The organism is Streptomyces sp. NPDC058008 (assembly GCF_042886395.1).
GTDB lineage: Bacteria > Actinomycetota > Actinomycetes > Streptomycetales > Streptomycetaceae > Streptomyces.
The window spans coordinates 1-26,412 of sequence record NZ_JBHVQX010000004.1; the positions used below are offsets into that span (position 1 = coordinate 1).

16 protein-coding genes, 1 tRNA gene and 2 rRNA genes are annotated in these 26,412 nt (G+C 70.9%); 16 read left to right on the forward strand and 3 right to left on the reverse strand.

Features of this window, described 5'->3' with window-relative positions:
* The 3 genes from ACFVS9_RS05010 to ACFVS9_RS05020 all read left to right on the forward strand — a co-directional run.
* Positions 1-73: ribosomal RNA gene (locus tag ACFVS9_RS05010) — 23S ribosomal RNA — on the forward strand; the annotation flags it as partial.
* Between the two features lie 79 nt (positions 74-152).
* Positions 153-269: ribosomal RNA gene (rrf, locus tag ACFVS9_RS05015) — 5S ribosomal RNA — on the forward strand.
* Positions 270-538: 269 nt separating this feature from the next.
* A tRNA-Thr gene (locus ACFVS9_RS05020) sits at positions 539-611 on the forward strand.
* 117 nt (positions 612-728) lie between these two features.
* Here ACFVS9_RS05020 and ACFVS9_RS05025 read toward each other — a convergent pair.
* Positions 729-3,344, reverse strand: coding sequence for a SpoIIE family protein phosphatase (locus tag ACFVS9_RS05025; protein WP_383117233.1), 2,616 nt, complete (start codon positions 3,342-3,344; stop codon positions 729-731).
* 413 nt (positions 3,345-3,757) lie between these two features.
* Here ACFVS9_RS05025 and ACFVS9_RS05030 point away from each other — a divergent pair, with 413 nt between their 5' ends.
* The 13 genes from ACFVS9_RS05030 to ACFVS9_RS05090 all read left to right on the forward strand — a co-directional run bounded on the left by ACFVS9_RS05030 (position 3,758) and on the right by ACFVS9_RS05090 (position 19,891).
* Complete coding sequence (locus ACFVS9_RS05030) at positions 3,758-9,190, forward strand: HAMP domain-containing protein (RefSeq protein ID WP_383117232.1); 5,433 nt, start codon at positions 3,758-3,760, stop codon at positions 9,188-9,190.
* Between the two features lie 244 nt (positions 9,191-9,434).
* The gene (locus tag ACFVS9_RS05035; protein WP_383117231.1) at positions 9,435-10,115 is read left to right on the forward strand and encodes a two-component system response regulator; all 681 of its coding nucleotides are present in this window, start codon (positions 9,435-9,437) and stop codon (positions 10,113-10,115) included.
* Between the two features lie 109 nt (positions 10,116-10,224).
* Positions 10,225-12,972 (forward strand): DNA translocase FtsK, encoded by a 2,748-nt coding sequence (locus ACFVS9_RS05040; RefSeq protein WP_389930102.1) that lies wholly within the window; start codon positions 10,225-10,227, stop codon positions 12,970-12,972.
* Positions 12,973-13,185: 213 nt separating this feature from the next.
* Positions 13,186-13,986 carry a helix-turn-helix domain-containing protein gene (locus ACFVS9_RS05045; protein WP_383117229.1) on the forward strand — a complete coding sequence of 267 codons (801 nt, stop codon included), beginning with the start codon at positions 13,186-13,188 and terminating at the stop codon, positions 13,984-13,986.
* Positions 13,987-14,154: 168 nt separating this feature from the next.
* A complete protein-coding gene (gene rimO / locus ACFVS9_RS05050; protein WP_389930105.1) occupies positions 14,155-15,633 on the forward strand; it encodes a 30S ribosomal protein S12 methylthiotransferase RimO in 1,479 nt (492 codons plus the stop codon).
* A complete protein-coding gene (pgsA, locus tag ACFVS9_RS05055) occupies positions 15,630-16,454 on the forward strand; it encodes a CDP-diacylglycerol--glycerol-3-phosphate 3-phosphatidyltransferase (RefSeq protein ID WP_383117227.1) in 825 nt (274 codons plus the stop codon). Before rimO ends, pgsA begins: the two co-directional genes overlap by 4 nt.
* Positions 16,451-16,963, forward strand: a complete 513-nt coding sequence (locus tag ACFVS9_RS05060; RefSeq protein ID WP_383117226.1) for a CinA family protein — start codon at positions 16,451-16,453, stop codon at positions 16,961-16,963. Before pgsA ends, ACFVS9_RS05060 begins: the two co-directional genes overlap by 4 nt.
* A 109-nt stretch (positions 16,964-17,072) precedes the next feature.
* Positions 17,073-17,456 carry a helix-turn-helix domain-containing protein gene (locus tag ACFVS9_RS05065; protein WP_014153702.1) on the forward strand — a complete coding sequence of 128 codons (384 nt, stop codon included), beginning with the start codon at positions 17,073-17,075 and terminating at the stop codon, positions 17,454-17,456.
* 222 nt (positions 17,457-17,678) lie between these two features.
* Positions 17,679-18,149 carry a Dps family protein gene (locus ACFVS9_RS05070; RefSeq protein WP_383117224.1) on the forward strand — a complete coding sequence of 157 codons (471 nt, stop codon included), beginning with the start codon at positions 17,679-17,681 and terminating at the stop codon, positions 18,147-18,149.
* A gap of 102 nt (positions 18,150-18,251) precedes the next feature.
* Entirely contained in the window at positions 18,252-18,422 is a 171-nt protein-coding gene (locus tag ACFVS9_RS05075; protein ID WP_383117235.1) for a CsbD family protein, read from the forward strand.
* A 388-nt stretch (positions 18,423-18,810) separates the two neighbouring features.
* Entirely contained in the window at positions 18,811-19,032 is a 222-nt protein-coding gene (locus ACFVS9_RS05080; RefSeq protein ID WP_389930110.1) for a hypothetical protein, read from the forward strand.
* Positions 19,033-19,167: 135 nt separating this feature from the next.
* Positions 19,168-19,641, forward strand: a complete 474-nt coding sequence (locus ACFVS9_RS05085) for a hypothetical protein (RefSeq protein WP_389930113.1) — start codon at positions 19,168-19,170, stop codon at positions 19,639-19,641.
* Positions 19,642-19,696: 55 nt separating this feature from the next.
* Positions 19,697-19,891: a hypothetical protein gene (locus tag ACFVS9_RS05090; RefSeq protein ID WP_389930116.1), complete on the forward strand. Its 195-nt coding sequence runs from the start codon at positions 19,697-19,699 to the stop codon at positions 19,889-19,891.
* 249 nt (positions 19,892-20,140) lie between these two features.
* On the opposite strand, the gene ACFVS9_RS05095 is transcribed toward ACFVS9_RS05090, so the two are convergent.
* Together ACFVS9_RS05095 and ACFVS9_RS05100 are read right to left on the reverse strand one after the other, a co-directional pair.
* Entirely contained in the window at positions 20,141-20,947 is an 807-nt protein-coding gene (locus ACFVS9_RS05095; RefSeq protein ID WP_389930119.1) for an Fpg/Nei family DNA glycosylase, read from the reverse strand.
* A gap of 677 nt (positions 20,948-21,624) precedes the next feature.
* Positions 21,625-26,328, reverse strand: a complete 4,704-nt coding sequence (locus tag ACFVS9_RS05100) for a DEAD/DEAH box helicase (RefSeq protein WP_389930122.1) — start codon at positions 26,326-26,328, stop codon at positions 21,625-21,627.
* Positions 26,329-26,412 lie beyond the last annotated feature (84 nt).

Here is a 26,412-nt window from a genome sequence, read left to right on the forward strand (position 1 = left end):
GTTGATAGGCCAGATGTGGAAGCCCGGTAACGGGTGGAGCTGACTGGTACTAATAGGCCGAGGGCTTGTCCTCAGTTGCTCGCGTCCACTGTGTTAGTTCTGAAATAACGAACGGCCGTGTTGTGTTCCGGTGTTGGTTAATTTCATAGTGTTTCGGTGGTCATTGCGTTAGGGAAACGCCCGGTTACATTCCGAACCCGGAAGCTAAGCCTTTCAGCGCCGATGGTACTGCAGGGGGGACCCTGTGGGAGAGTAGGACGCCGCCGAACAATTATTCCGGGAAAGCCCCGTGCCCTTGTGGCACGGGGCTTTTCTGCGTTCACGGTGTCATGGTTCCCGGACGCCCGGGTTCCCGGAGGAGCTGTGAGGGGCCGGCGGGTGCCGTGCACCGGGCCTCGGGTGCGCGTGTGGCCTGCCACGATCCGCCGTCGGTACGGGCAGCAGGCCGCGACGGACCGGCGCCGAGGAAGTTCGTCGCAGTGGTTCTGAGCACCCCTCCGTTCGGGGTATGCTTTATCTCGTTGCCGAAGGGCAACAGGCCCCAATAGCTCAGTCGGTAGAGCGTCTCCATGGTAAGGAGAAGGTCTGCGGTTCGATTCCGCATTGGGGCTCAGACAAGCGAAAGGCCCCCGCCACTGGCGGGGGCCTTTCCGGTTTCTGATCCGTGACTGGCGCGCGTGCGGCGGAAACCCGTGGAGAGTCGCCGCCGCACAGGGACACACGGCCGGTCAGAAGTTCTGCGGCTCCGGAACGCGCATGGCCAGGATCGCCATGTCGTCGGACGCGGGCTCCGCGGCGAACCGCTCGACGGCCCGCAGGATGCGGCCCGCCACCGCGCCGGCCGTCAGGCCCGTACACATGGAGAGGACGTCGGCGAGGCCGTCGTCGCCCAGCATGCGCGTGCCCTCGCGGCGTTCGGTGACCCCGTCCGTCACGCACAGGAGCACATCGCCCGGATGCAGGGTGACCTCCTGCTCGTACAGCTCCAGGTCCTCGATCACGCCCAGCAGCGGCTGGGGTTCCGCCGCCGGCTCCACGGACCCGTCCTGGCGCAGGCGCAGCGGAAGCGGATGGCCGGCACAGACCACCTTGAGCAGGGCGCTGCCGTCCTCCTGCGGCCACAGCTCCCCGTAGAGGAGGGTGAGGAAGCGGCTGCGCGCGCCCTCGTCCAGGATGGCGGCGTTGAGGCGTTCCAGTACCGCGGGGCCGCCGAAGCCCTCACGGGCCAGCAGACGCAGGGCGTGCCGGGCGAGGCCCGTGACGGCCGCAGCCTCCGGGCCCGTACCGCACACGTCGCCGATGGCGAAGCCGTACGCACCGTCGCGGATGGGGAAGACGTCGTAGAAGTCGCCACCGACCTCGTTGCCCTCACCCGCCGCACGGTAGATGACCTCGATCTCGACGTTGGGCACGTCGGGGAGGCCGGGCGGCAGCAGGCTGCGCTGGAGCGACTGGCTGATGGCCATGCGCTCCGAGTACAGGCGGGCGTTGTCCAGGGCCAGGGCGGCCCGTCGGGACAGGTCCTCGGCCAGCTCCAGGATCTCCTGGCGGAAGTGTTCGTCGGACGGCTTGCCGAGCGTCAGCATGCCGATCACACGGTTCCTCGCCACCAGCGGCAGGACGACGGTCTCACCGCCCACGGCCGCCGCCGTGGCCAGGGTGGTGCGGGCGGCCGTGCCCATGCTCAGCGGCGCGTCCCTGCCCAGGGTGCGCTTGGACGTCCGCAGGGCGGCCTCGTGACCGGCCTCGGTCGGAGCCGGCCAGAGGCGGGCGCCCGGAGCCGGGACCGGGTCCGGCGGGTCGATGGAGGAGAGCAGGGCCTTCAGACCGTCGATGCGCTCCTCGTCCTCGTGCAGGACGTAGGAGAGATACGGCTCCGAGGACTGGTCCGCGATGGTGTAGACGGCGCACCAGGTGGCCAGGGTGGGCACGGTCATCTGTGCCATCAACGCCAGGGTCTGGTCCCGGTCCAGGGTTCCGGCCAGCAGGTCGGACGCCTCGACGAGGAAGGACAGCGAGCCGCGGCGCAGACGTTCCAGCTCGCCGAGCCTGGCGGACTCGACGGCCAGCGCGATGCGGTCCGCGGCGAACTGCAGGCGCAGCGCCTCCTCGTTGGAGTACCGCCCGGCCGACTCGGCCGCGACCCCCAGCGAACCGGTGAGACGGCCCTCGACCTTCAGCGGGACCGTGACGACCGAGCGCATCCCCGTGTCGCCGAGCAGCGGTACGGCGCCCGGCACGACGGTGAGGTCCTCGTGGACGGCGGGCATGCGCGCGGAGCCGTAGCGGCCCGTGCCGGCCTCGACGGGGACCCGGGCGAACCGTTGGCGGGCCGAGGGAAGGCCGGTGGTCGCGCGGACCTCCAGCTCGGTCTCGTCGTCGGTGGCCAGCAGCAGGAAGGCCGCGTCGGCGTCCAGCATGTCGCGTGCCCGTTCGACGGTGCGCTGGAGCAGTCCGTCGAGGTCGTCGGGGGCGGGGGAGCCGATGAAGATCTCGAACGGGTCCGTACTGCGGTTTTCGGCCGAACTGTCGGAGACGGGGGCGCGCACCGGGGTCTGGAGCACGGCGCGCTCCTCGTCACGGACGAGCAGGCAGACGGTGGAGGGCTCGCCGTCGGCGTCACGGACCCTGAGGTGCGAGGCGTACACCGGGATGACGCGGCCGTCGGCGCCCCGGATGCCGTAGCTCCCCTCCCAGCGGGAGAGCCGCAGGGCGTCGGCGATGCCGGTGGAGGTCCCCGGGGTGTGCGGCCACGCGACGAAGTCGGTGAGCTGCTTGCCCTCGACCTTCTCGGCGGCGTAGCCGAAGAGGAACGAGGCGTCGTCGTTCCACGCGGCGATGGAGCCGGAACCGTCGATCTGGACGACAGCCACCCGCACGCGCTGTTCCGCGACCGGCAGGAGTGCGGTGGGCAGGACCGGGCTCGCCGAGCGGATGCCCACGGGGCGCTCGGGAAGGTCCAGCTGGAACCAGACGTGTTTGTGCGTCGGCGTGTACTCGACGCCCCAGCGGGAAGCGAGAGCGGCGCACAGGAGCAGCCCTCTGCCGCCCTCACGGTCCGGGCTGCCGAAATCCAGACCGGAGCTCTGGAGCGGGACCTCCCGCTCCGGGTAGTGGTCGGAGACCTCGACGCGTACGCCGTCCTCGGAGCGCAGACAGAGCACGTCGGCGGCCGTGCCCGCGTGCACGACCGCGTTGGTCACGAGTTCACTGGTAAGAACCACGGCGTCGTCGACGACATCCGTGTAACCCCACCCCTGAAGGGTGTCCCGGACGAACGCGCGGGCGGTCGCGACCGAGCGTCCGACCGGATCGAAGGTGGCAGCCGCGCGCGCGGTGATCACAGCACTCCCCATATGGTGTCTCGTCGCTTCCCCGAGTCCTGTGCCCGTATATCGCCGCTTCGATTCGCCTGCCAGGCTAGACGCTCGCCCGGTGTCCCGGGTACACGAGGGCGGACTTGGTGTGCGGGGCACCCGCTGGTTGTGCGCCCGGCGCACACCTTCGGGGCCCCCGGTGAGGGAAATGGGACGACCGGGAGACCATCCCCGCCCTCCCGTTCCGGCCTGGTACGTTTCAACGATTTGACGACCGCATAGTCACCCGTCGACGGTGTGCTGTGGCGGTGAGCCAAAGTGGAAGTGGGCAAGTTTCCGAAAACGGCCCGAGCGATACGGTCAACCCCTGCGGGAGGGACACGGTGGAGTCTGGCGTGGCGGCGCGGGGTTCAGGAACGCGCACAAAAGGCGGGCAGTCCGTGAAAAAGCAGCGCAATGGCACCGTCGACGTGGACGCGGCAGCTCTGAACAGACTGCTCGCGGCCCTCGTGGCGATGAGGGACGGCAACTTCCGCAGGCGGCTCACCGTCTCCGGTGACGGCGTCCTCACGGAGATCGCCGCGGTCTTCAACGAGGTGGCCGACCGCAATCTGCATCTGACGGGCGAGCTCGCCCGTGTGCGGCGCGTGGTCGGGCGTGAGGGAAAACTCACCGAGCGCCTGGAGACCGGAGCCTGTGAGGGCTCCTGGGCGGCCGCGATCGACGCCTCCAACGAACTCGTCGACGACCTCGCGCGCCCCGTGTCCGAGGTCGGCCGGGTGCTCTCAGCGGTCGCCGACGGTGACCTCGAGCAGCGGATGGAGCTGCGTACCCACGCGGCCGACGAGACCGTACGTCCGCTGCGCGGGGAGTTCCTGAAGGTCGCCCGCACGGTCAACAACCTGGTCGACCAGCTGTCCGCGTTCACCGAGCAGGTGACGCGCGTAGCGGTCGAGGTGGGCACCGAGGGCAAGCTGGGCGGCCAGGCCCAGGTACGCGGCATGTCCGGGTCGTGGAAGGACCTCACGGACTCCGTGAACACCATGGCCTACCGGCTCACCGCCCAGGTGCGTGACATCGCCCTGGTGACGACGGCCGTGGCCAAGGGGGACCTGTCGCGCAAGGTCACCGTCCACGTGGCCGGAGAGATGCTCCAGCTGAAGAACACCGTCAACACGATGGTGGACCAGCTGTCGTCGTTCTCCTCCGAGGTGACCCGCGTCGCCCGTGAGGTGGGCACCGAGGGCGAACTGGGCGGGCAGGCGACCGTTCCCGGGGTGGCCGGGGTCTGGAAGGACCTGACCGACTCCGTCAACACGATGGCCGGGAACCTCACGTCCCAGGTACGCGGCATCGCCGAGGTGACGACCGCCGTCGCCAACGGCGACCTCACCCAGAAGGTCACGGTGAGCGCCCGCGGCGAGGTCGCCCAGCTCGCCGAGACGATCAACCAGATGACCGAGACACTGCGCACCTTCGCCGACGAGGTGACGCGCGTCGCCAGCGAGGTCGGCGGTGAGGGGCTCCTCGGCGGCCAGGCCCAGGTGCCCGGCGCGGCTGGAACCTGGAAGGACCTCACCGACTCGGTGAACACGGTCTTCCGGAACCTGACCACGCAGGTACGGGACATCGCGCAGGTGACCACCGCCGTGGCCAGCGGTGACATGACGCAGAAGGTCACCGTCGACGTGGCCGGCGAGATGCTGGAGCTCAAGAACACCGTCAACACGATGGTGGACCAGCTCCAGGCCTTCGGTTCGGAGGTCACCCGCGTCGCCCGTGAGGTCGGCGTCGAGGGACGTCTCGGAGGCCAGGCCGAGGTGCCCGGCGCCGCGGGAACCTGGAAGGACCTCACCGACTCGGTGAACACCGCCTTCCGCAACCTCACCGGCCAGGTGCGGGACATCGCGCAGGTGACCACGGCCGTCGCCAATGGTGACCTGTCGCAGAAGGTCACGGTCGACGTGGCCGGCGAGATGCTGGAACTGAAGAACACCGTCAACACGATGGTGGCGCAGCTGTCCAACTTCGCCGACCAGGTGACGCGGATGGCCCGGGACGTGGGCACCGAGGGCCGCCTGGGAGGTCAGGCGCGCGTGGACGGTGTCTCCGGGACGTGGAAGGAGCTCACCGACTCCGTCAACTTCATGGCCGGCAACCTCACCTCCCAGGTGCGTCAGATCGCCCAGGTGACGACGGCGGTGGCGCGGGGTGACCTGTCGCAGAAGATCGACGTCGATGCCCGGGGCGAGATCCTGGAGCTGAAGAACACGATCAACACGATGGTCGACCAGCTCTCCGCCTTCGCCGACCAGGTGACCCGGGTGGCCCGCGAGGTGGGCACGGACGGGCGTCTGGGCGGCCAGGCGCAGGTGCCCGGCGTGGCGGGCGTGTGGCGTGACCTGACCGACTCGGTGAACGGCATGGCGGGGAACCTCACCGCACAGGTCCGCAACATCGCGCAGGTCGCGACGGCGGTGGCGCGGGGTGACCTGTCGCAGAAGATCGACGTGGACGCCCGGGGCGAGATCCTGGAGCTGAAGAACACCCTCAACACCATGGTCGACCAGCTCTCGAACTTCGCGGAGCAGGTGACCCGGGTGGCCCGCGAGGTGGGCACGGAGGGCATCCTCGGCGGGCAGGCGGAGGTGCAGGGCGTCTCCGGCACCTGGAAGGACCTCACCCAGTCCGTCAACGGCATGGCGAACAACCTGACCCTCCAGGTGCGCAACATCGCCGAGGTGACCACGGCGGTCGCCAAGGGCGATCTCTCGAAGAAGATCACCGTCGACGCCAAGGGCGAGATCCTCGAACTGGTGACGACGGTCAACACGATGGTCGACCAGCTGCTCAACTTCGCCGACGAGGTGACGAGGGTCGCCCGTGAGGTGGGTACCGAGGGCATCCTGGGCGGCCAGGCCCGGGTACGGGGTGCGACGGGCATCTGGAAGGACCTCAGTGACAACGTCAACCTGATGGCCAACAACCTGACCAGTCAGGTGCGCAACATCTCCAGGGTCTCGTCCGCGGTCGCCAACGGGGACCTGACGAAGAAGGTGACGGTCGAGGCGCGCGGCGAGGTCGCCGAACTCGCCGACACCGTCAACACGATGGTGACGACCCTGTCCTCGTTCGCCGACGAGGTGACCCGGGTGGCGCGTGAGGTGGGCACCGAGGGCGAGCTCGGCGGCCAGGCGCGCGTGCCGGGTGTCTCGGGTACCTGGAAGGACCTCACCGAGTCGGTGAACTCGATGGCGTCCAACCTGACCGGGCAGGTGCGTCAGATCGCCACGGTCACGACGGCGATCGCCAAGGGTGATCTCACCAAGAAGATCGACATCGACGCCCGGGGTGAGATCCAGGAGCTGAAGAACACCATCAACACGATGGTGGACCAGCTCTCCTCCTTCGCGGAGCAGGTGACGCGGGTCGCCCGTGAGGTGGGCACCGAGGGGCAGCTGGGCGGGCAGGCCCGGGTCCGGGACGTCGACGGCACGTGGCGCGACCTCACCGAGTCGGTGAACGAGATGGCCGGGAACCTGACCCGCCAGGTGCGGGCCATCGCGGCCGTCGCCACCGCGGTGACCCGCGGCGATCTGAACCTCAAGATCGACGTCGACGCGGCCGGTGAGATCCAGGAGCTGCAGGACAACATCAACACGATGATCGCCAACCTGCGCGACACCACACTGGCCAACAAGGAGCAGGACTGGCTGAAGGGCAACCTCGCCCGGATCTCCGGCCTGATGCAGGGCCGCCGCGACCTGGACGACGTCGCCTCGCTCATCATGAGCGAGCTGACGCCCGTGGTGTCCGCCCAGCACGGCGCGTTCTTCCTCGCCATGACCACCGGCGAGGGCGACGAGGTCGGATCCGACGGCGGCCGGGAGAACTCGTACGAGCTCCGCATGCGCGGCAGTTACGGCTACTCGGCGGGCTCCATGCCGACCTCGTTCCGGCCCGGTGAGACGCTCATCGGGACGGCGGCCGAGGAGAAGCGGACGATCCAGGTGGACAACGTGCCGCCCGGGTACCTGAAGATCTCCTCCGGACTCGGCGAGGCACCGCCCGCGCACGTGATCGTGCTCCCGGTGCTCTTCGAGGGCCAGGTGCTCGGCGTCATCGAGCTCGCGTCGTTCCAGCCGTTCACGCACATCCAGCGGGACTTCCTCAACCAGCTCGCCGAGATGATCGCGACGAGCGTCAACACCATCAGCGTCAACACGAAGACCGAGAAGCTCCTCGAACAGTCCCAGGAGCTCACCGAACAGCTCCGCGACCGTTCGCAGGAGCTCGAGAACCGGCAGAAGGCGCTCCAGGCCTCCAATGCCGAACTGGAGGAGAAGGCCGAGCTGCTGGCTCAGCAGAACCGCGACATCGAGGTGAAGAACACCGAGATCGAGGAGGCGCGGCAGGTGCTGGAGGAGCGGGCCGAGCAGCTCGCCGTCTCGATGCGCTACAAGTCCGAGTTCCTGGCGAACATGTCGCACGAGCTGCGTACCCCGCTCAACTCGCTGCTCATCCTCGCCAAGCTCCTCGCCGACAACGCCGAGGGCAACCTCTCGCCCAAGCAGGTGGAGTTCGCCGAGACGATCCACGGGGCGGGTTCCGACCTGCTCCAGCTGATCAACGACATCCTCGACCTGTCGAAGGTCGAGGCGGGCAAGATGGACGTCAGCCCGACCCGGATCGCGCTGGTCCAGCTGGTCGACTACGTGGAGGCGACGTTCCGGCCGCTCACCGCGGAGAAGGGGCTCGACTTCTCCGTACGGGTCTCCCCGGAGCTTCCCGCCACGCTGCACACGGACGAGCAGCGACTGCTCCAGGTCCTGCGCAACCTCCTGTCCAACGCGGTCAAGTTCACCGACAGCGGGGCCGTGGAGCTGGTCATCCGGCCGGCCGGCGCCGATGTGCCGAACGCCATCAGGGAGCACCTGCTGGAGGCCGGCTCACTGCGGGACGCCGACGGGGACCTGATCGCGTTCTCCGTCACCGACACCGGGATCGGCATCGCGTCGAGCAAGATGCTGGTGATCTTCGAGGCGTTCAAGCAGGCGGACGGCACGACGAGCCGCAAGTACGGGGGAACGGGGCTGGGGCTCTCCATCAGCCGGGAGATCGCCCGGCTGCTGGGCGGTGAGATCCACGCGGCGAGCGAGCCGGGACGCGGCTCGACGTTCACGCTGTACCTGCCCCTGCACCCGAGCGAGCTGCCGCCGCAGGGCTATCCGCAGACGGGGCCCGGCCCCATCGAGATCCACGCGGGTTCCGCCGAGGGCGCCCCGCGCCTGGAGGCGTCGCCGGGCTCCGGGGGCGAACAGCCCCTCGGGGACCCCGCCAACTCCGCCGGGGTCTTCCGGCGCCGCCGCAAGGCCCTGGGCGGAGGGGCGCAGCGCCCCGCCCTGGCGAACGGCGGTTCCGGGGAGCAGGGCGCGACGCCCGAGGAGTGGGTGCAGAGCGCCCAGGAACAGCCTGAGCCGCGCCGGACGTTCCGCTTCCACGGCGAGAAGGTGCTGATCGTCGACGACGACATCCGCAACGTCTTCGCCCTCACCAGCGTGCTGGAGCAGCACGGACTGTCGGTGCTGTACGCGGAGAACGGGCGGGAGGGCATCGAAGTCCTGGAGCAGCACGATGATGTGACGATCGTTCTGATGGACATCATGATGCCCGAGATGGACGGCTACGCGACGACGACGGCGATCCGCCGGATGCCTCAGTTCGCGGGGCTGCCGATCGTGGCGCTGACCGCGAAGGCCATGAAGGGCGACCGCGAGAAGGCGATCGACTGCGGGGCCTCCGACTACGTGACGAAGCCGGTGGACTCCGACCACCTGCTGTCGGTGATGGAGAAGTGGATGCGCGGGGAGTGACCCGGGAGGGCGCGGTTCACCGGAATCCGCCGGCCGGCTCCGCCCGGACGGGTGTGAGTGGGCGGATTCCGGGGAACCTTCTGGTCTTCGACCGCGTTTTCGTTACGTGCACAGTGACATCGCGGTGACAGGGTGTGGTGACGGGCGGGGTGCAGCTACCATGACCGGCACAAGGACGGACGGCGTAAGGGAGTCGTCCCCTGGGGCGGCACCCGGTGCGATTCCGGGGCGAGGAGGACGGGCCATGGTGCAGAAGGCCAAGATCCTCCTGGTCGATGACCGGCCGGAGAATCTGCTGGCGCTGGAGGCCATCCTCTCTGCGCTCGATCAGACGCTGGTACGGGCATCGTCAGGGGAGGAAGCGCTCAAGGCGCTGCTCACGGACGATTTCGCGGTCATTCTGCTGGATGTACAGATGCCCGGCATGGACGGGTTCGAGACGGCCGCGCACATCAAGCGGCGGGAGCGGACCCGGGACATCCCGATCATCTTCCTGACCGCGATCAACCACGGCCCGCATCACACCTTCCGGGGTTATGCGGCGGGCGCGGTGGACTACATCTCGAAGCCGTTCGACCCCTGGGTGCTGCGCGCCAAGGTCTCGGTCTTCGTCGAGCTGTACATGAAGAACTGCCAGTTGCGCGAACAGGCGGCGCTGCTGAGGCTCCAGCTGGAGGGCGGTGCCCCGCAGGGCCCGGACGAGAGGGAGCCGGCGGGTCTGCTGGCCGAGCTCTCGGCCCGGCTGGCCGCAGTGGAGGAGCAGGCCGAGGCGCTCTCCAAGCAGTTGGACGACGAGTCGGCCGACGCGGCTGCCGTGGCCACCGCGGCCCATCTCGAGCGCAAGCTCACCGGGCTGCGCCGTGCGCTCGACGCACTGGAGCCGGGCACGGGCGGTTCCGCGGCCACGCTGCCCTCGCAGAGCTGACCCCGGCAGCTGAGGGTGCGTCAGTTCGGCGCCCGCGCAGGGGCGACACGGAAGGGTGAAGCCGTGGGCACACGTGTCCACCGGCGTCGACACCGGTAACCTCAGTCACATGGCCTCACGTACGTCCGGCAAGGGTTCCCTGGGCACGGCGGGCACCGCGAAGGGTGCCGGCCGTACGCAGGGACCGGCGAAGAAAGCGGCGCCCGCCAAGAAGGCGGCGGCCAGGAAGCCGCCCGCGAAGAAGGCCGCGGCGAAGAAACCCGCGCCGTCGCCCACGGGCGGCGTGTACCGGCTCGTCCGCGCCCTGTGGCTGGGCACGGCACACGGCGTCGGGGCGGTGTTCCGCTCCATAGGGCGCGGTGCGAAGGGACTTGACCCGGCACACCGCAAGGACGGGCTCGCCCTCCTGCTCCTCGGCCTCGCGCTGGTCGTGGCGGCCGGTACCTGGTCCCATCTGAAGGGCCCCGTCGGCGATCTCGTCGAGATGCTCGTGACCGGGGCGTTCGGCCGGCTCGATCTGCTCGTGCCGATACTGCTGGGCGCCGTCGCCGTGCGGCTGATCCTCTATCCGGAGAAGCCCGAAGCCAACGGCCGCATCGTCATCGGACTCTCCGCCCTCGTCATCGGCGTGCTCGGCCAGGTCCACATCGCCTGCGGAGCGCCGGGCCGCGAGGACGGCGCAGCAGCCATGCACGACGCGGGAGGGCTGATCGGCTGGGCCGCGTCCCAGCCCCTGATCTTCATGATGGGCGAGGTCCTCGCCGTCCCGCTGCTCCTGCTGCTGACGGTGTTCGGACTCCTGGTCGTCACGGCGACCCCGGTCAACGCCATCCCCCGCAGACTGCGGCAGCTCGGTGTCAGGCTCGGCATCGTCGACCCGGTGTACGTACCGGGTGACCAGGACGGGAGCGACGACGAGCGGTACGAGGAGCAGTGGCGCGAAGCGCTGCCCGAGCGCTCGCGGCGGTCCCCGGCGCGCCGCTCGGAGACGGGCGGCACCTTCGGCCCCGAGCAGGCCGAGGGCGAGGCGCCGGCCAAGCGCCGCAGGCCCCGCAGGCCCTCCGCGCAGCCGGCGATGAACCGTTCCATGGACGCCGTGGACGTCGCGGCCGCCGCCGCTGCCGCACTCGACGGCGCGGTGCTCAACGGGATGCCCCCCTCGCCGGTGGTCGCCGATCTGACCCAGGGCGTCTCCGCGGACCGCGAGCGCACCGGGACCCCGGTACCGGGCGCGCGGTCGGCGGGGAAGGCGGCGGCCGGCCGAGGGGGAGCGGAGAAGGGCACCACCTCACCCTCCGGCGGCGTCCCCGACCTGACGAAGCCCGCGCCCGAGCGGTCCGAGCAGCTGCCCGCCCGTGCCGAGCAGCTCCAGCTCTCCGGCGACATCACCTACTCGCTCCCCTCCCTGGACCTGCTGGAGCGCGGCGGCCCAGGCAAGACGCGCAGCGCCGCCAACGACGCCGTCGTCGCCTCGCTCACCAACGTTTTCACGGAGTTCAAGGTCGACGCGGCCGTCACCGGCTTCACCCGGGGCCCGACGGTCACCCGGTACGAGGTGGAACTCGGCCCGGCCGTCAAGGTCGAGCGGATCACCGCCCTCACCAAGAACATCGCCTACGCGGTCGCCAGCCCCGACGTCCGGATCATCTCCCCGATCCCCGGCAAGTCCGCGGTCGGCATCGAGATCCCCAACTCCGACCGGGAGATGGTCAATCTCGGCGACGTCCTGCGCCTGGCGGACGCGGCGGAGGACGACCACCCCATGCTGGTCGCGCTCGGCAAGAACGTCGAGGGCGGCTACGAGATGGCCAACCTGGCGAACATGCCGCACGTCCTGGTCGCCGGCGCGACCGGGTCCGGCAAGTCCTCCTGCATCAACTGCCTGATCACCTCGGTCATGGTGCGGGCGACGCCGGAGGACGTACGGATGGTGCTCGTCGACCCGAAGAGGGTCGAGCTCACCGCCTACGAGGGCATCCCGCACCTCATCACGCCCATCATCACCAACCCGAAGAAGGCCGCCGAGGCGCTCCAGTGGGTCGTGCGGGAGATGGACCTGCGCTACGACGACCTCGCGGCCTTCGGCTTCCGGCACATCGACGACTTCAACCACGCCGTGCGCACGGGCAAGGCCAAAGCCCCGGAGGGGAGCGAGAGGGAGCTCTCGCCCTACCCGTACCTGCTGGTCATCGTGGACGAGCTGGCCGACCTCATGATGGTGGCACCGCGCGACGTCGAGGACTCCATCGTCCGCATCACCCAGCTGGCGCGCGCCGCCGGCATCCACCTGGTGCTCGCCACCCAGCGCCCCTCGGTCGACGTCGTCACCGGTCTGATCAAGGCCAACGTGCCGTCGCGGCTCGCCTTCGCCACCTCGTCGCTCGCGGACAGCCGGGTCATCCTCGACCAGCCCGGCGCCGAAAAGCTCATCGGAAAGGGTGACGGTCTGTTCCTGCCGATGGGGGCCAACAAGCCGACCCGTATGCAGGGGGCCTTCGTCACCGAGAGCGAGGTCGCGGCCGTCGTCCAGCACTGCAAGGATCAGATGGCGCCGGTCTTCCGCGACGACGTGACGACAGGCACCAAGCAGAAGAAGGAGATCGACGAGGACATCGGCGACGACCTCGACCTGCTCTGCCAGGCGGCCGAACTGGTCGTGTCGACCCAGTTCGGCTCGACGTCGATGCTCCAGCGCAAGCTGCGGGTCGGCTTCGCGAAGGCCGGTCGGCTGATGGACCTGATGGAGTCGCGCAACATCGTGGGTCCCAGCGAGGGTTCCAAGGCGCGTGATGTCATGGTGAAGCCGGACGAACTCGACGACGTGTTGGCGGTCATCCGTGGGGAAACCGCATCGTAGGAGTTTTGCGGGCAACCGTTTCGCCCGGCCGTACGTCAAGTTGAAAGGAGGAGCAGTGTGATGAACCGTCCTGCGCTCCGTCCTGTGTCCTGCCCGAGGGGCTGTCCGGCGAACCCGATGGCGTACAAAGTCGTCGTTCCCGGTTGCCCCACCCTTTCGTACCACCCCTAGACTGAACATCCAGCAGGTGGCTCACGCTCGAAAGGCGCCCCCGTGTCCATCGGCAACTCCCCCGAAGACGACCGGCCTTCGATCGGTCGCGCGCTTCAGCAGGCCCGCATCGCCGCGGGTCTGACGGTCGAGGAAGTCAGCAGCTCCACCCGGGTGCGCATCCCCATCGTGCACGCGATCGAGGAGGACGACTTCTCCCGCTGCGGCGGTGACGTGTACGCCCGCGGCCATATCCGCATGCTCGCCCGCGCCGTCCGGCTCGACCCCGATCCGCTGATCGCGGAGTTCGACGCCGAGCACGGCGGCCGCCCCGCCCCCACCCCCGCGGCACCGCTGTTCGAGGCGGAGCGCATCCGCTCCGAACCCCGTCGGCCCAACTGGACCGCCGCCATGGTCGCCGCGATCGTCGCGGTGGTCGGATTCGTCGGCTTCACGCTCTTCAGCGGCGAGGACGACGGATCGGGATCGGCGCAGGTCGCCGAGGGCTCGACACCCGACAGGACCACGTCCGAGCCGGCCACGACCAAGCCCGCCGATCCCAAGCCCGCCCCCTCCGAAAGCGTCATTGCCGCGGCTCCGCGGGACAAGGTGACCGTCCGGCTCAGTGCCACGGAGGGCAAGAGCTGGATCTCCGCCAAGGACCACAACGGCCGGCTGCTCTTCGACGGCCTGCTGGCGCAGGGCGACTCCAAGACCTTCCAGGACAAGGAGCGGGTCGACCTCGTCCTCGGCGACGCCGGGGCGATCGACCTCTTCGTGAACGGCAAGAAGGTCGACGACCAGTTCGAAGCCGGCCAGGTCGAGCGGCTCTCGTACACCAAGGGTGACCCCGAGGTCGGCTGACCCCTTCCGCTCCACCCGCTCTCCTGACGGTGAGTGCCCGCCGGACCGGCGGGCACTCACCGTCCTCGCCGTTTCCGGACCCCTCCGTTCACCGGCTTTTCCGTCACTCCGCGTAGCGGTGAACCCTGCACGGCAGGGCCAGCGCCGGGACAAAGTAGTCTTGAGCCCATGCCCGAACGCCGTACCGTCGCCCTTGTCACTCTTGGCTGCGCCCGTAACGAGGTGGACTCGGAGGAGCTCGCAGGCCGCTTGGCAGCGGACGGCTGGGACCTCGTCGAGAACGCCACGGACGCGGATGTCGCCGTCGTCAACACCTGCGGGTTCGTCGAGGCCGCCAAGAAGGACTCCGTCGACGCCCTCCTCGAAGCCAACGATCTGAAGGATCACGGCAGAACCCAGGCCGTCGTGGCCGTCGGCTGCATGGCCGAGCGCTACGGCAAGGACCTCGCCGAGGCGCTGCCCGAAGCCGACGGAGTCCTCGGCTTCGACGACTACGCCGACATCTCCGACCGCCTCCAGACCATCCTCAACGGAGGCATCCACGCCTCCCACACCCCTCGGGACCGGCGCAAGCTGCTGCCGATCAGCCCGGCCGAGCGGCAGGACGCGACCGTCGCGCTGCCGGGGCACGCCCAGGAGATCGCGCCGGCCCCCGCGGACCTGCCGGAAGGGATCGCCCCGGTCTCCGGACCCCGGGCACCGCTGCGCCGCAGGCTGGGGACCAGCCCCGTCGCCTCGGTGAAGCTGGCCTCCGGCTGCGACCGCCGCTGCACCTTCTGCGCCATCCCCTCCTTCCGCGGCTCCTTCGTCTCCCGGCGCCCCTCGGACGTCTTGGGCGAGACGCGCTGGCTCGCCGAGCAGGGCGTCAAGGAGGTCATGCTGGTCTCCGAGAACAACACCTCGTACGGCAAGGACCTCGGCGACATCAGGCTCCTGGAGACCCTGCTGCCCGAGCTCGCCGACGTCGACGGGATCGAGCGGATCCGTGTCAGCTACCTCCAGCCGGCCGAGATGCGGCCGGGACTGATCGACGTACTCACCTCGACGCCCAAGGTCGCCCCGTACTTCGACCTCTCCTTCCAGCACTCCGCCCCGGGTGTGCTCCGGGCGATGCGCCGGTTCGGCGACACCGACCGGTTCCTGGAACTCCTGGACACCATCCGGAGCAAGGCGCCGCAGGCGGGTGCCCGGTCGAACTTCATCGTGGGCTTCCCCGGTGAGACCGAGGCCGACCTGGCGGAGCTGGAACGCTTCCTCACCGGCGCGCGCCTGGACGCCATCGGGGTCTTCGGCTACTCCGACGAGGAGGGCACCGAGGCGGTCGGCTACGGGAACAAGCTGGACGCCGACGTCATCGCGGAGCGCCTCGCGCACATCTCGCAGCTTGCCGAGGAACTGACCTCCCAGCGCGCCGAGGAGCGGGTCGGCGAGACCCTCCAGGTCCTCGTCGAGTCCGTCGAATCCGAGGAGGACGGGCCCGTGGCGGTGGGCCGGGCGGCCCACCAGGCGCCGGAAACGGACGGCCAGGTCGTGTTCACCGCACGCGAGGGACTCGTGCCGGGCCGTATGGTCGAAGCGAAGGCAGTGGGCACCGAGGGAGTGGACCTCGTGGCCGAACACCACGAGCTTGCGGAGGCAGCCAGATGACGGGAGCCCCGGCATCCGCGGCAGGCGGCTCCGGCGCGACGCCGGTGCACCGCGGCGGCAAGCTGGGCGCGGCGGCCGTCAACCAGGCCGGTCTGTGGAACATCGCGAACATCCTCACGATGGTGCGGCTGCTGCTCGTCCCGGGCTTCGTCATGCTGCTGCTGCACGACGGGGGCTACGACCCGGTCTGGCGCTCCTTCGCCTGGGCGGCCTTCGCCGTCGCGATGATCACCGACGTGTTCGACGGCCACCTGGCACGCACCTACAACCTGGTCACGGACTTCGGGAAGATCGCCGACCCGATAGCGGACAAGGCGATCATGGGCGCGGCCCTGATCTGTCTGTCCGCGCTCGGGGACCTGCCCTGGTGGATCACCGGTGTGATCCTCTTCCGCGAGCTCGGCATCACCCTCATGCGCTTCTGGGTGATCCGGCACTCGGTGATCCCGGCCAGCCGCGGCGGGAAGGTGAAGACCCTCGCCCAGGGGATCGCGGTGGGCATGTACGTGCTGGCGCTGACGGGCCCCCTGGCCACGCTGCGCTTCTGGGTCATGATGGTCGCCGTCGTGCTGACGGTGGTCACCGGTCTGGACTACGTACGCCAGGCGGTCGTGCTGCGGCGCCGGGGGCTCGCGGCCGAGCGGGCGGCGGCGCTGGAGGCGGTCGCGCTCGCTGCGGACACGGGAGAGGTCGCCGGGGGACGCCCGGCCGCCGACGTGGTGAGCGGTGCCGCCGGGGACGAGCCGGAGCCCGTGACCGAGGCCGAGCCGGTCGGGGAGCGCGTGGCGGGCGGCCGTGGCGCCGCGGAGGCGGAGCGGTGACGTCCGCGGCGGCCCAGGTGCTCCGGCGGCTCCAGGAGCGCGGTGAGACGCTCGGGGTCGCCGAGTCCCTCACCGGTGGTCTGGTGGCCGCCGAGCTCACCTCGGTACCCGGAGCCTCGCGGTCCTTCCGCGGGTCCGTCACGGCGTACGCGACGCCCCTGAAGCGCGATGTGCTGGGCGTCGACGGTGCACTGCTGGCCGAGCGCGGAGCGGTGGACCCCGCGGTCGCCCAGGCCATGGCCGTCGGCGCGCGCCGGGTCCTCGACACGGACTGGGGTGTGTCGACCACCGGGGTCGCGGGGCCCGAACCGCAGGACGGCAAGGCCGTCGGCACCGTTTTCATAGCCGTTTCCGGGCCGCACGGCATACAGAAAGTCGCCGGGCTGAGGTTGAACGGCGGGCGGGCGGACATCCGTAAGGAGAGTGTGCGGAGCCTGCTCGAGCTGCTCTCCGGCGAACTCGGCGAAAATGCGAGGGCACAGGATACGGAACAGATCGGGGGGAATTGATGTTTGCAGCCCTGAGTGAACACGACATCGCTCCCCGCACGGCCGCAGCGCGAGGCGGTACGGTGGGGCGTGAAGGATGCGGCTACGCGGTCCGAGGAGGGAGCCACCGATGATTCTGCTCCGTCGCCTGCTTGGTGACGTGCTGCGTCGGCAGCGCCAGCGCCAAGGCCGTACTCTGCGCGAAGTCTCCTCGTCCGCCCGAGTCTCGCTCGGCTATCTCTCCGAGGTGGAGCGGGGGCAGAAGGAGGCATCCTCCGAACTGCTCTCCGCCATTTGCGACGCGCTGGACGTACGGATGTCCGAGCTCATGCGTGAGGTGAGCGACGAACTGTCGCTGGCTGAGCTGGCCGAGTCGGCAGCAGCCAGTGATGCGGTGCCTGTACCAGTACGCCCGATGCTCAATTCCGTCTCCGTCGCGTCGGTCGCCGGCGTGCCGACGGGACGGGTGACCATCAAGGCGCCCGCGGAAGCGGTGGATGTCGTCGCCGCCTGACCGCACGGTTCGTGGTGAACGAAAGCCCCGGCCCGCCCCTCACGGGGAGGGCCGGGGCTTTCGCGTACCCGGTGTGTGCGAAGCGGGTTGCAGGGCAGGCGCGGAGTGAGGCCGGGTGGAAGCCCCGTGGGGAGCACACCCGAATGACTGTTTTGCATCATTTGTGCCATCGTGGACGGGTGGTAGGCCGAACAGCTAGCAGCTATCCGATCGGAGAATTGCATGTCTGTCGTGAAGAGCGTGTTGAGCGAGGGCGACCGCAAGGTCGTGGGAGACGCGCTGCAGGGCGCCCTGGTGGACCTGGTCGACCTCTCCCTGGTGGCCAAGCAGGTCCACTGGAACGTCGTGGGGCCCCGGTTCCGCTCCATCCATCTGCAGCTCGACGAGGTCGTCGACACGGCGCGGCAGCACTCGGACACGGTCGCGGAAAGGGCCTCCGCGGTGGGAGTCAACCCGGACGGGCGGTCCCGGACCCTTGCGAAGACCACGGCCATCGATTCCGTGCCTGACGGCTGGATCAAGGACGTGGACGCGGTGCGGGTGCTGGTGGATGCCCTCCGTGTGGTCATCGGCCGGATGCGGGAGCGCATCGACGCGACCGCCGATCCGGACCCCGTCAGCCAGGACATCCTGATCACGCTGACGGCCGACCTTGAGAAGCACGCGTGGATGTTCCAGGCCGAAAGCGCCTGACCTGCGGAGACGACCCCGTCCCTGATGCCCGGCGGCGGTGCCGCGACGGCGCCCCGCCCAGTGAGTGAGGAGTTCGAAGTGAGTGACGACAAGGCCAAGGCGATGGACAAGATCAAGGGCAAGGCCAAGGAAGCGGCCGGCAAGCTCAGCGGTGACCGCCGCAAGGAGGCCGAGGGCAAGACCGACCAGGCGAAGGCCAAGGCCGAGGGTGCCCTGGGCGGGGCCGGTGAGCGTGCCAAGGGCGTCAAGGACTCCCTCAAGGACGACGACTGACGCGAGGGACCTGGCCGGGCGTTCCGCCGTGTGCCCCCTGTCCCCCCTGTGCCCCCGCCGACGCGTACGGCGGGGGCGCAGGCGTGTTGTGGTCCGGCCGCTCCCCGCTGCGGGCGCGAGCGCGGGCGTGTGGTCCGTTCGCACGGGGGTGCGGGCCCCCGCCGCGTACGGCGGAGGGCCGGCCCTGGCGGGTGGCCCCAGCAGGTGTGGGATGCACTCGGCGCCCGCCCGGGGGAAACTGCGGGGGAGGGCGGGAGTCCAACCTTCCCGCAGCGGCCCAGGAGGGCGCGCACAGTCGTTCCGCTCACGCCGCGCACGCCGGTAGTGCACCGGTGCGCCCTCCCCTCAGGAGAACGTGCCGTACTAGCGTCGGCCGGAGGAGGCAGCCATGGTGCGGCGATGGGCGCCGGCGCTCGTCCTCGGCGGCGTGTGGTGGTGGGCGGTGCTGCGGCTGCTTCTGGAGCCGCAGCACGCCGGACTGGTCGAGGGTGCGGTGGCGGCCGGAGGGTGGGGGCTGAGCCTGCTGCCGGTCCATGTGGCGGCGACGGTGCGGCCGGAGCGGGTCGCCGAGGAGCCCGATGAGTCCGGGGCGACGGACATATCCCCCTAGAGATTCCTGTTCGGATCATCTCGGGCTCGTCGCCGCCGAGCTACGGCCCTCGCGGCGGACCGTGGTGTTTCGGCATGCTCGCGACACTCTCCCCGACGCAACGTCCGGCGGCCGGTGAGCGTCTCATCGGATGTGATGGATCTTTCTCAGACCACGAACTCCGTCGACACCCAGGAGGAGCACGAGGACGAGCGATTGCGGACCGGCCCGCTGTGGCGCCATGCGCTGTGGGCGGCGCTGATCACTGCCGCCGGAGTGACGCTCGGGTGGCTGGGCGCCCTGTTCCGCATCGGCCCGGAGGAGTACGGTCTGCCGCCCGCAGCACCGGGAGCGCTCTGGCCCTATCTGCTCGCCTGGGCCGTGATCGGCCTGGGGCTGGGCGCCGTCCTGCGGTTCGTGGCGGCCAGGGTGCCCGTCTACTCCCCGTCGGAGGTCCTCCTCGGCAGCGTCATGATCGGCACCCGGCTGTCCCTGGGCTGGCGGCCGGAGCCCCTCGAAGTCGCGGGCCTCGCCGCGGCCGCACTGCTCCTGGTGACCGTCTGGTGCGCCGTCGCACTGCGCGGGGCAGCTGTCGTACGACGGTCCCAGGACGCTTCCGGGGCCGCCTGAGGCCGGTTCGCTCAGGTCCCTTCTGTCGGCCGGGGGTGTCGGCGACGCTGTCCCTGTGACTCACCGCATCAGTGTTCTGATCTCGGCCTTCGGCGTCCTTGCTGGCGCGATGCTGCTCGTTCTCTCCGTTCGTGAGTACCGCTCAGGGGCCTCGTTCCTCTGGCCCGTGGCCGGATCCGTGATCCTTCTCAGTGCTACGTACACGCTCGTACGGGACACGCGGCGGCTCCGCACCGGGCCCGCCGGCTGACCGCGGTGCCGTCCCCGGCCGGCATCGCTGGTCGTCGATCGAGTGCGCCGATGACCGACGCGCCGTGGGCGCGCATCGAGTCGTCCCTCCCGGGTGGGACGCCGGGGCCGGGTCGTCGGCAGGTCCGGTGCGCGGTGGGGTGGATCTTCGCGCAGGCGTGCGCCACCCGGCAGGTGGTGGTTCCCTGGTGCGCCGCCCCTCTCGGCGGGGCGCTCTCCGGGCCTGCGCGAGAGCGTGAGCAGGGGGTCGTCAGCCGGTGGGCCCGGACTGGCAGTGCGGACACCAGTAGGTCGGGCGGTCGTCGCGGTCAGCGACCCGGACGGGCGTGCGGCAGCGCAGACAGGGACGGCCGGCCCGCCCGTAGACGAAGAGCCGCTCCCGTGTGTGCCTGCGGGACATCGCCTCCGTCGCCCGGGTCGTGGTGCGGACGGGGCGGTCGCGGTTGGCCTCCAGCAGTTGCTTGGCCGTACTGACCAGGCGGGTGGTGACCGGCAGGGGCAATTCACCCACCGGGAGCCATGGGGTCGCGCGGGCCATGAAGCAGAGCTCGCACATGTAGACATTGCCGATACCGGCCAGATTGCGCTGGTCCAGCAGCGCGTCGCCGATACGGCGGCCCGGGTCGGCGAGCAGGTTGCGCAGAGTGGTGTCCGGGTCCCAGTCCGGTCCCAGCAGATCGGGGCCCAGATGGCCGACGACCTGTTCCTCGTCCTCGGTGCGGAGCAGTTCGAGGACGGGCAGCCGGTAGCCGACAGCGGTGTGCTCGGCTGTCGCGAGCACGGCGCGGATCTGGTGGGCGGGGCCGCCTTTCCACCGCTCGCCGTGGCCGTAGACGCGCCATGCGCCCTCCATGCGCAGGTGGCTGTGCAGGGTGAGACCTTCTTCGAAGCGGGTGAGCAGGTGCTTCCCCCGCGCCGTCACGTCGAGAACCGTCCGGCCGGTCAGGTCGGCCGTGGCGAACCGGGGGACCCGCAGGTCGGAGACGGTCAGCACCTGGCCGCCCAAGGCGGCGTCGAGACGCCGGGCGGTCTGCAGGACGGTGTCACCTTCGGGCATGCGTCCATGATGCGCGGCTCCGGCTGCGCGGGGACCCGTCCGCGCCCAAAGCTGTCGTGCGGCAGGCAGGCGCCGCCCCGGCTGAGGTCACCAGGAGCAGTGCGGCCGCGGCGAGGCCCGCGACGTCGAGGGGCTGCGGGTGTGGCATGGGCGCGGCGGCCGGGTGTGGTGCGGCATGAGGCGTGCGGGCGCTGATCCAGGGCGCGGACTCCGGTGAACAGTCGCGTGGTTCGCCTTGAGGGTGGGAGCGCTGAGGACCGGTGGGTGATTCCTGGGTCTGTCGCCCGGCTTGGAGGACGAAGGCGGAAGCGGGGGCCGGGCCCGGGCGGGTGGTTTTGGCCGTGGGGGTGTTCCGCCCTGCGGCTCCAGGGTTCGAGGCCGGTGCGGAGTCCGGCGCTGGGGTCGGGTGTGTGATTCCGGGGTTCGGAGACGGTGCTCGGCGAAACAGGGGTCTGGGGCGGAGACGCAGGGCCGAGGGCGGACTCAGGCCCTGGGCCGTGGAGCCCGAGCCGGGCCTCCGGCCCGTGGCTGGGAGGTTCGGTGCTGGGCTCAGGGGCGCGGGGACCGGAGCATGGGCCCTGCTTCGGGGGCGGGGGAGCGGCGGCAGGCTGGGGCGTCGGCGCACCGCTGAGGAGTCCGGGTCGGGCTCGCGTAGGGATGCGGAGCGGGGGCTCGCCTCAGGCGCGCAGCCGCAGCCCCCGGGGCGTCGCCAGGAAGCCCGCGGCCTCCAGCGTCCGGCCCAGCGGGGAGGTGAGGGAGGAGGCGCCGTTGGTGCGCTCCACCGTCACCGTGCCGAGGGTCCCGGCGCGGGCGGCCGCCGCGAGCGCCTCGGCCGCGGCTCGGAGCGCCGGGTCGCCGGGGTCGGTGGGCCAGGCGAGAAGCGACTTGCCGCCGCGCTCCATGTAGAGCGTCAGCTCGCCGTCCACCAGGACGACCAGAGCGCCCGCCTTACGCCCCGGCTTGTGCCCCGCGCCGTCCGGCGACTCCGGCCAGGACAGGGCGGCGCCGTACGCGTTGGCGGGATCGGCCGCCGCCAGGACCAGGGCGCGGGGAGCCGCGCCGGGATCCGCGCGGTCCCGTGCGGTGGAAGCCGCCCTGAGCCGGTCCACGGCACCGTCCATGGCGAACTGAGCCGCCCCCAGTCCCTCGACGACATAGCCACGGCGGGCCTGCCCGCTGTCCTCGAACGCGGCCAGGATGCGGTAGACCGCTGAGAACCCGCCTTCGACGCCCTCGGCCTGCACCGCGCCACGGGTCACCACACCGTGCCGGTCCAGGAGCGTCCGGGCCAGCGCGTGTGCGCGGTGGGTGGGTTCGGGTTCCACCGCCGGCAGCATCGACCAGCGCCCCGACACGGTCGGCGGTCCGGTGCGGGACGCGGGGCGGGCGGCAGCCGTCAGCGACCCGTAGCGCCCACGCGGCACGTTGCGCCTCGCGCGATGTGCGGTCGAGCCGGCCGTGCGCCCCGAGCCCAGGAGCGAACGCAGAGGAGCGAGCGTGTCGTTGGTGAGACGGCCGGACCACACCAGGTCCCAGAGGGCGTCGGCCAGCTGGGGATCGGTGCAGTCCGGGTGGGTGGTGGCCCTGACCTGGTCGGCGATCTGGCGGAAGAAGAGCCCGTACCCGCCGGACAGTGTGGTGAGCACGGACTCGTGCAACGCGGTCTCCTCCAACGGGTGAGGCGGGGGAAGGAGCAGCGGTGCGCTGTCGGCGAGGTACAGGGAGAGCCAGCCGTCCTTGCCGGGGAGGGCGCCCGCGCCCGCCCAGACGACTTCCCCCGTGGTGGTGAGCTCGTCGAGCATGGCCGGGGTGTAGCCCATGACGCGGCTCGGCAGAACGAGCTTCTCCAGGGCGGACGCCGGAACCGGTGCGCCCTGCAACTGCTCGATGGCGCGGGCCAGTCCGTCGATCCCGCGCAGGCTGTTGTCCCCGAGGTGCTGCCACTGGGGGAGGAAGCCCGCCAGCGCGGCCGGCGGGACCGGCTCCAGCTCCTGGCGGAGCGCGGCGAGCGACCGTCGGCGCAACCGCCGCAGGACGGTGGCGTCGCACCACTCCTGCCCGATGCCCGCCGGATGGAACTCGCCCTGCACGACCCGGCCCGACGCCCCCAGCCGCTGGAGGGCGCCGTCCGTGACCGCGGTGCCGAGGCCGAAACGGCTCGCCGCCTGCGTGCTGGTGAACGGGCCGTGCGTACGGGCGTACCGGGCGAGGAGGTCACCCAGCGGGTCCTTGACCGGTTCGGTGAACGCCTCGGGTACCCCTACGGGAAGCGCCGTGCCCAACGCGTCGCGCAGCCGGCCCGCGTCCTCGACCGCCGCCCAGTGAGCGGCACCGCCGACACGGACCCGGATGGCGCGCCGGGACTCCTCCAGCTCCCGTGCCCAGGGCCTCTCCGCTCCGCGCTCGGCCAGTTCGGCGTCGGTGAGGGGGCCGAGGACGCGCAGCAGGTCGGCGACGCCCTCGACGTCCTTGATCTTCCTGTCGTCGGTCAGCCACTGGAGCTCGCGCTCCAGTTCGCCCAGGACGTCGGCGTCCAGCAGCTCGCGCAGCTCCGCCTGGCCGAGCAGCTCGGCCAGGAGATGGGAGTCGAGCGAGAGGGCTGCCGCCCGCCGCTCGGCGAGGGGTGAGTCGCCCTCGTACAGGAACTGCGCGACGTAGCCGAAGAGGAGCGAGCGGGCGAACGGTGACGGCTCGGGCGTGGTCACCTCGACGAGACGGATCCGGCGCGCTTCCAGGTCGCCCATCAGCTCGGTCAGGCCGGGGACGTCGAAGACGTCCTGAAGGCATTCGCGCACGGCTTCGAGGACGATCGGGAACGACCCGAACTCGGAGGCCACCTGGAGCAGCTGGGAGGCGCGCTGACGCTGCTGCCAGAGAGGGGTGCGCTTGCCCGGGCTCCGCCGGGGCAGCAGCAGGGCGCGCGCCGCGCACTCACGGAACCTCGAGGCGAACAGAGCCGATCCGCCCACCTGTTCCGTGACGAGCTGACCGATCTCCCCCTTGTCGAACACCACGTCCGTGGCCGCGACAGGAGGCTGATCGCTGTCGAATGCCGCCGCGGGGAACCCCGGGGCGGGATCGCGGCTCCCGGGATCACCGCCCCCGGCCGCCTGGGCCGGGTCGAAGTCGAGGAGATCGAGCCCCATCAGGTCGGCGTCCGGAAGGCGGAGCACGATGCCGTCGTCCGCGTGCATGACCTGGGCGTCCATGCCGTACCGCTCGCCGAGCCGGGCGGACAGGGCGAGTGCCCACGGGGCGTGCACCTGCGCGCCGAACGGCGAATGGACCACGATCCGCCAGTCGCCCAGCTCGTCCCGGAACCGCTCGACGAGGACCGTCCGGTCGTCGGGGACGTGGCCGCAGGCCCGGCGCTGCTCGTCGAGGTAGGCCAGGATGTTCTCCGCGGCCCAGGCGTCGAGCCCGGCGGCGAGCAGCCGGAGCCTGGCGTCCTCGGGGGACAGCCCTCCGAGCTCGCGGAGGAACGCTCCCAGCGCACGGCCCAGCTCCAGCGGTCGGCCCAGCTGGTCGCCCTTCCAGAACGGCAGCCGTCCGGGCACCCCGGGAGCGGGCGAGACCAGGACCCGGTCCCGGGTGATGTCCTCGATCCGCCAGGACGTGGTGCCCAGGGTGAAGACGTCGCCGACCCGGGACTCGTAGACCATCTCCTCGTCCAGCTCACCGACCCGTCCGCCGCCCTTCTTGGGATCCGCGCCCGCCAGGAAGACGCCGAAGAGCCCACGGTCGGGAATGGTCCCGCCGGAGGTGACGGCGAGCCGCTGGGCGCCGGGACGGCCCGTGACCGTACCGGTGACGCGGTCCCACACCACGCGGGGCCGCAACTCCGCGAACGCGTCGGAGGGATAGCGTCCGGCGAGCATGTCGAGCACGCCGGTGAACGCGGACTCCGGGAGCGAGGCGAAGGGAGCCGCCCGGCGTGCCAGGGCCAGCAGGTCGTCGGCCTGCCAGCTGTCCAGCGCGACCGTCGCCACGATCTGCTGGGCGAGCACGTCCAACGGGTTGGACGGGATCCGCAGCGCCTCGATGGCGCCCTCACGCATCCGCTCGGTGACCACGGCCGCCTGCACCAGATCGCCCCGGTACTTGGGGAAGACGACACCCGTGGACACCGCGCCGACCTGGTGCCCGGCGCGCCCCACGCGTTGCAGCCCCGACGCCACCGACGGCGGCGACTCGACCTGGACCACCAGGTCGACCGCGCCCATGTCGATGCCCAGCTCCAGACTGGAGGTGGCGACCACGGCGGGCAGCCGGCCGGCCTTGAGGTCCTCCTCCACCTGGGAGCGCTGTTCCTTGGACACCGAGCCGTGGTGGGCGCGGGCGAGCACGGGCGGTGCCCCCCTCGCGGCCCCGGACTGGGCCATGATCTCGGCGGGGGAGTGCGCCTCGGGCAGTGACCCGCCGGACCCCGGCTCCCCCTCGGCCGTGACGCCGGCCGCCCGCTCGTGGGCGATCTCGTTCAGCCGGTTGCACAGGCGCTCCGCCAGCCGCCGGGAGTTGGCGAAGACGATGGTGGAACGGTGCGACTGGACGAGGTCGGCGATCCGCTCCTCCACATGGGGCCAGATCGACGGCTTCTCCGCCTGTCCGCCCTCGTCGCCCGTCGCGGGCGAGCCGCCCAGCTCACCGAGATCCTCCACCGGGACCACGACCGAGAGGTCGAACTCCTTGGCCGACGGCGGCTGGACGATCTCCACCTTCCGCTGCGGCGAGAGGAAGCGCGCCACCTCGTCGACCGGGCGGACCGTCGCCGACAGCCCGATCCGCCGGGCGGGGCGCGGCAGCAGCTCGTCCAGACGCTCCAGGGACACGGCGAGATGGGCACCGCGCTTGGTGCCCGCGACGGCGTGCACCTCGTCCACGATCACCGTCTCGACCCCGGCCAGCGCGTCCCGTGCCGACGAGGTCAGCATCAGGAAGAGGGACTCCGGGGTGGTGATCAGGATGTCCGGGGGCTTCGTCGCCATCGAACGCCGCTCGGCCGGCGGGGTGTCGCCGGAACGGATCCCCACCCGCACCTCGGGCTCCGGCAGACCCAGGCGCACCGACTCCTGGCGGATCCCGGTCAGCGGGGAGCGCAGATTCCGCTCCACGTCGACGGCGAGCGCCTTCATCGGTGACACGTACAGCACGCGGCAGCGCTTCTTCGCCTCGGCGGGGGGCGGGACAGCGGCCAGCTGGTCCAGGGAGGCGAGGAAGGCGGCGAGCGTCTTGCCCGATCCGGTCGGTGCGACGACCAGCACGTCCGAACCCTCGCCGATGGCACGCCAGGCACCCTCCTGTGCCGCGGTGGGCGCGGCGAAGGCGCCCGCGAACCAGCCGCGGGTCGCGGGCGAGAACGAATCGAGTGCGGAACCGGCCATGCCACCCATCGTGCACCCCGCCACCGACAACGGCCGGTGGACGGGCCCGCCGCGCACGTCTCCGGCGTACGTCCACCTGCCCGG

Excerpts from the sequence above, each read along its gene's own strand:
- ACFVS9_RS05080 (WP_389930110.1), top strand. The coding sequence starts at position 18,811 with ATGGTGCGGCGATGGGCGCCGGCGCTCGTCCTCGGCGGCGTGTGGTGG.
- ACFVS9_RS05065 (WP_014153702.1), top strand. The coding sequence starts at position 17,073 with ATGATTCTGCTCCGTCGCCTGCTTGGTGACGTGCTGCGTCGGCAGCGC.
- ACFVS9_RS05040 (WP_389930102.1), top strand. The coding sequence starts at position 10,225 with ATGGCCTCACGTACGTCCGGCAAGGGTTCCCTGGGCACGGCGGGCACC.
- rimO (WP_389930105.1), top strand. The coding sequence starts at position 14,155 with ATGCCCGAACGCCGTACCGTCGCCCTTGTCACTCTTGGCTGCGCCCGT.
- ACFVS9_RS05095 (WP_389930119.1), bottom strand. The coding sequence starts at position 20,947 with ATGCCCGAAGGTGACACCGTCCTGCAGACCGCCCGGCGTCTCGACGCC.
- ACFVS9_RS05085 (WP_389930113.1), top strand. The coding sequence starts at position 19,168 with ATGGATCTTTCTCAGACCACGAACTCCGTCGACACCCAGGAGGAGCAC.
- ACFVS9_RS05075 (WP_383117235.1), top strand. The coding sequence starts at position 18,252 with ATGGACAAGATCAAGGGCAAGGCCAAGGAAGCGGCCGGCAAGCTCAGC.
- ACFVS9_RS05100 (WP_389930122.1), bottom strand. The coding sequence starts at position 26,328 with ATGGCCGGTTCCGCACTCGATTCGTTCTCGCCCGCGACCCGCGGCTGG.
- ACFVS9_RS05070 (WP_383117224.1), top strand. The coding sequence starts at position 17,679 with ATGTCTGTCGTGAAGAGCGTGTTGAGCGAGGGCGACCGCAAGGTCGTG.
- ACFVS9_RS05035 (WP_383117231.1), top strand. The coding sequence starts at position 9,435 with ATGGTGCAGAAGGCCAAGATCCTCCTGGTCGATGACCGGCCGGAGAAT.
- pgsA (WP_383117227.1), top strand. The coding sequence starts at position 15,630 with ATGACGGGAGCCCCGGCATCCGCGGCAGGCGGCTCCGGCGCGACGCCG.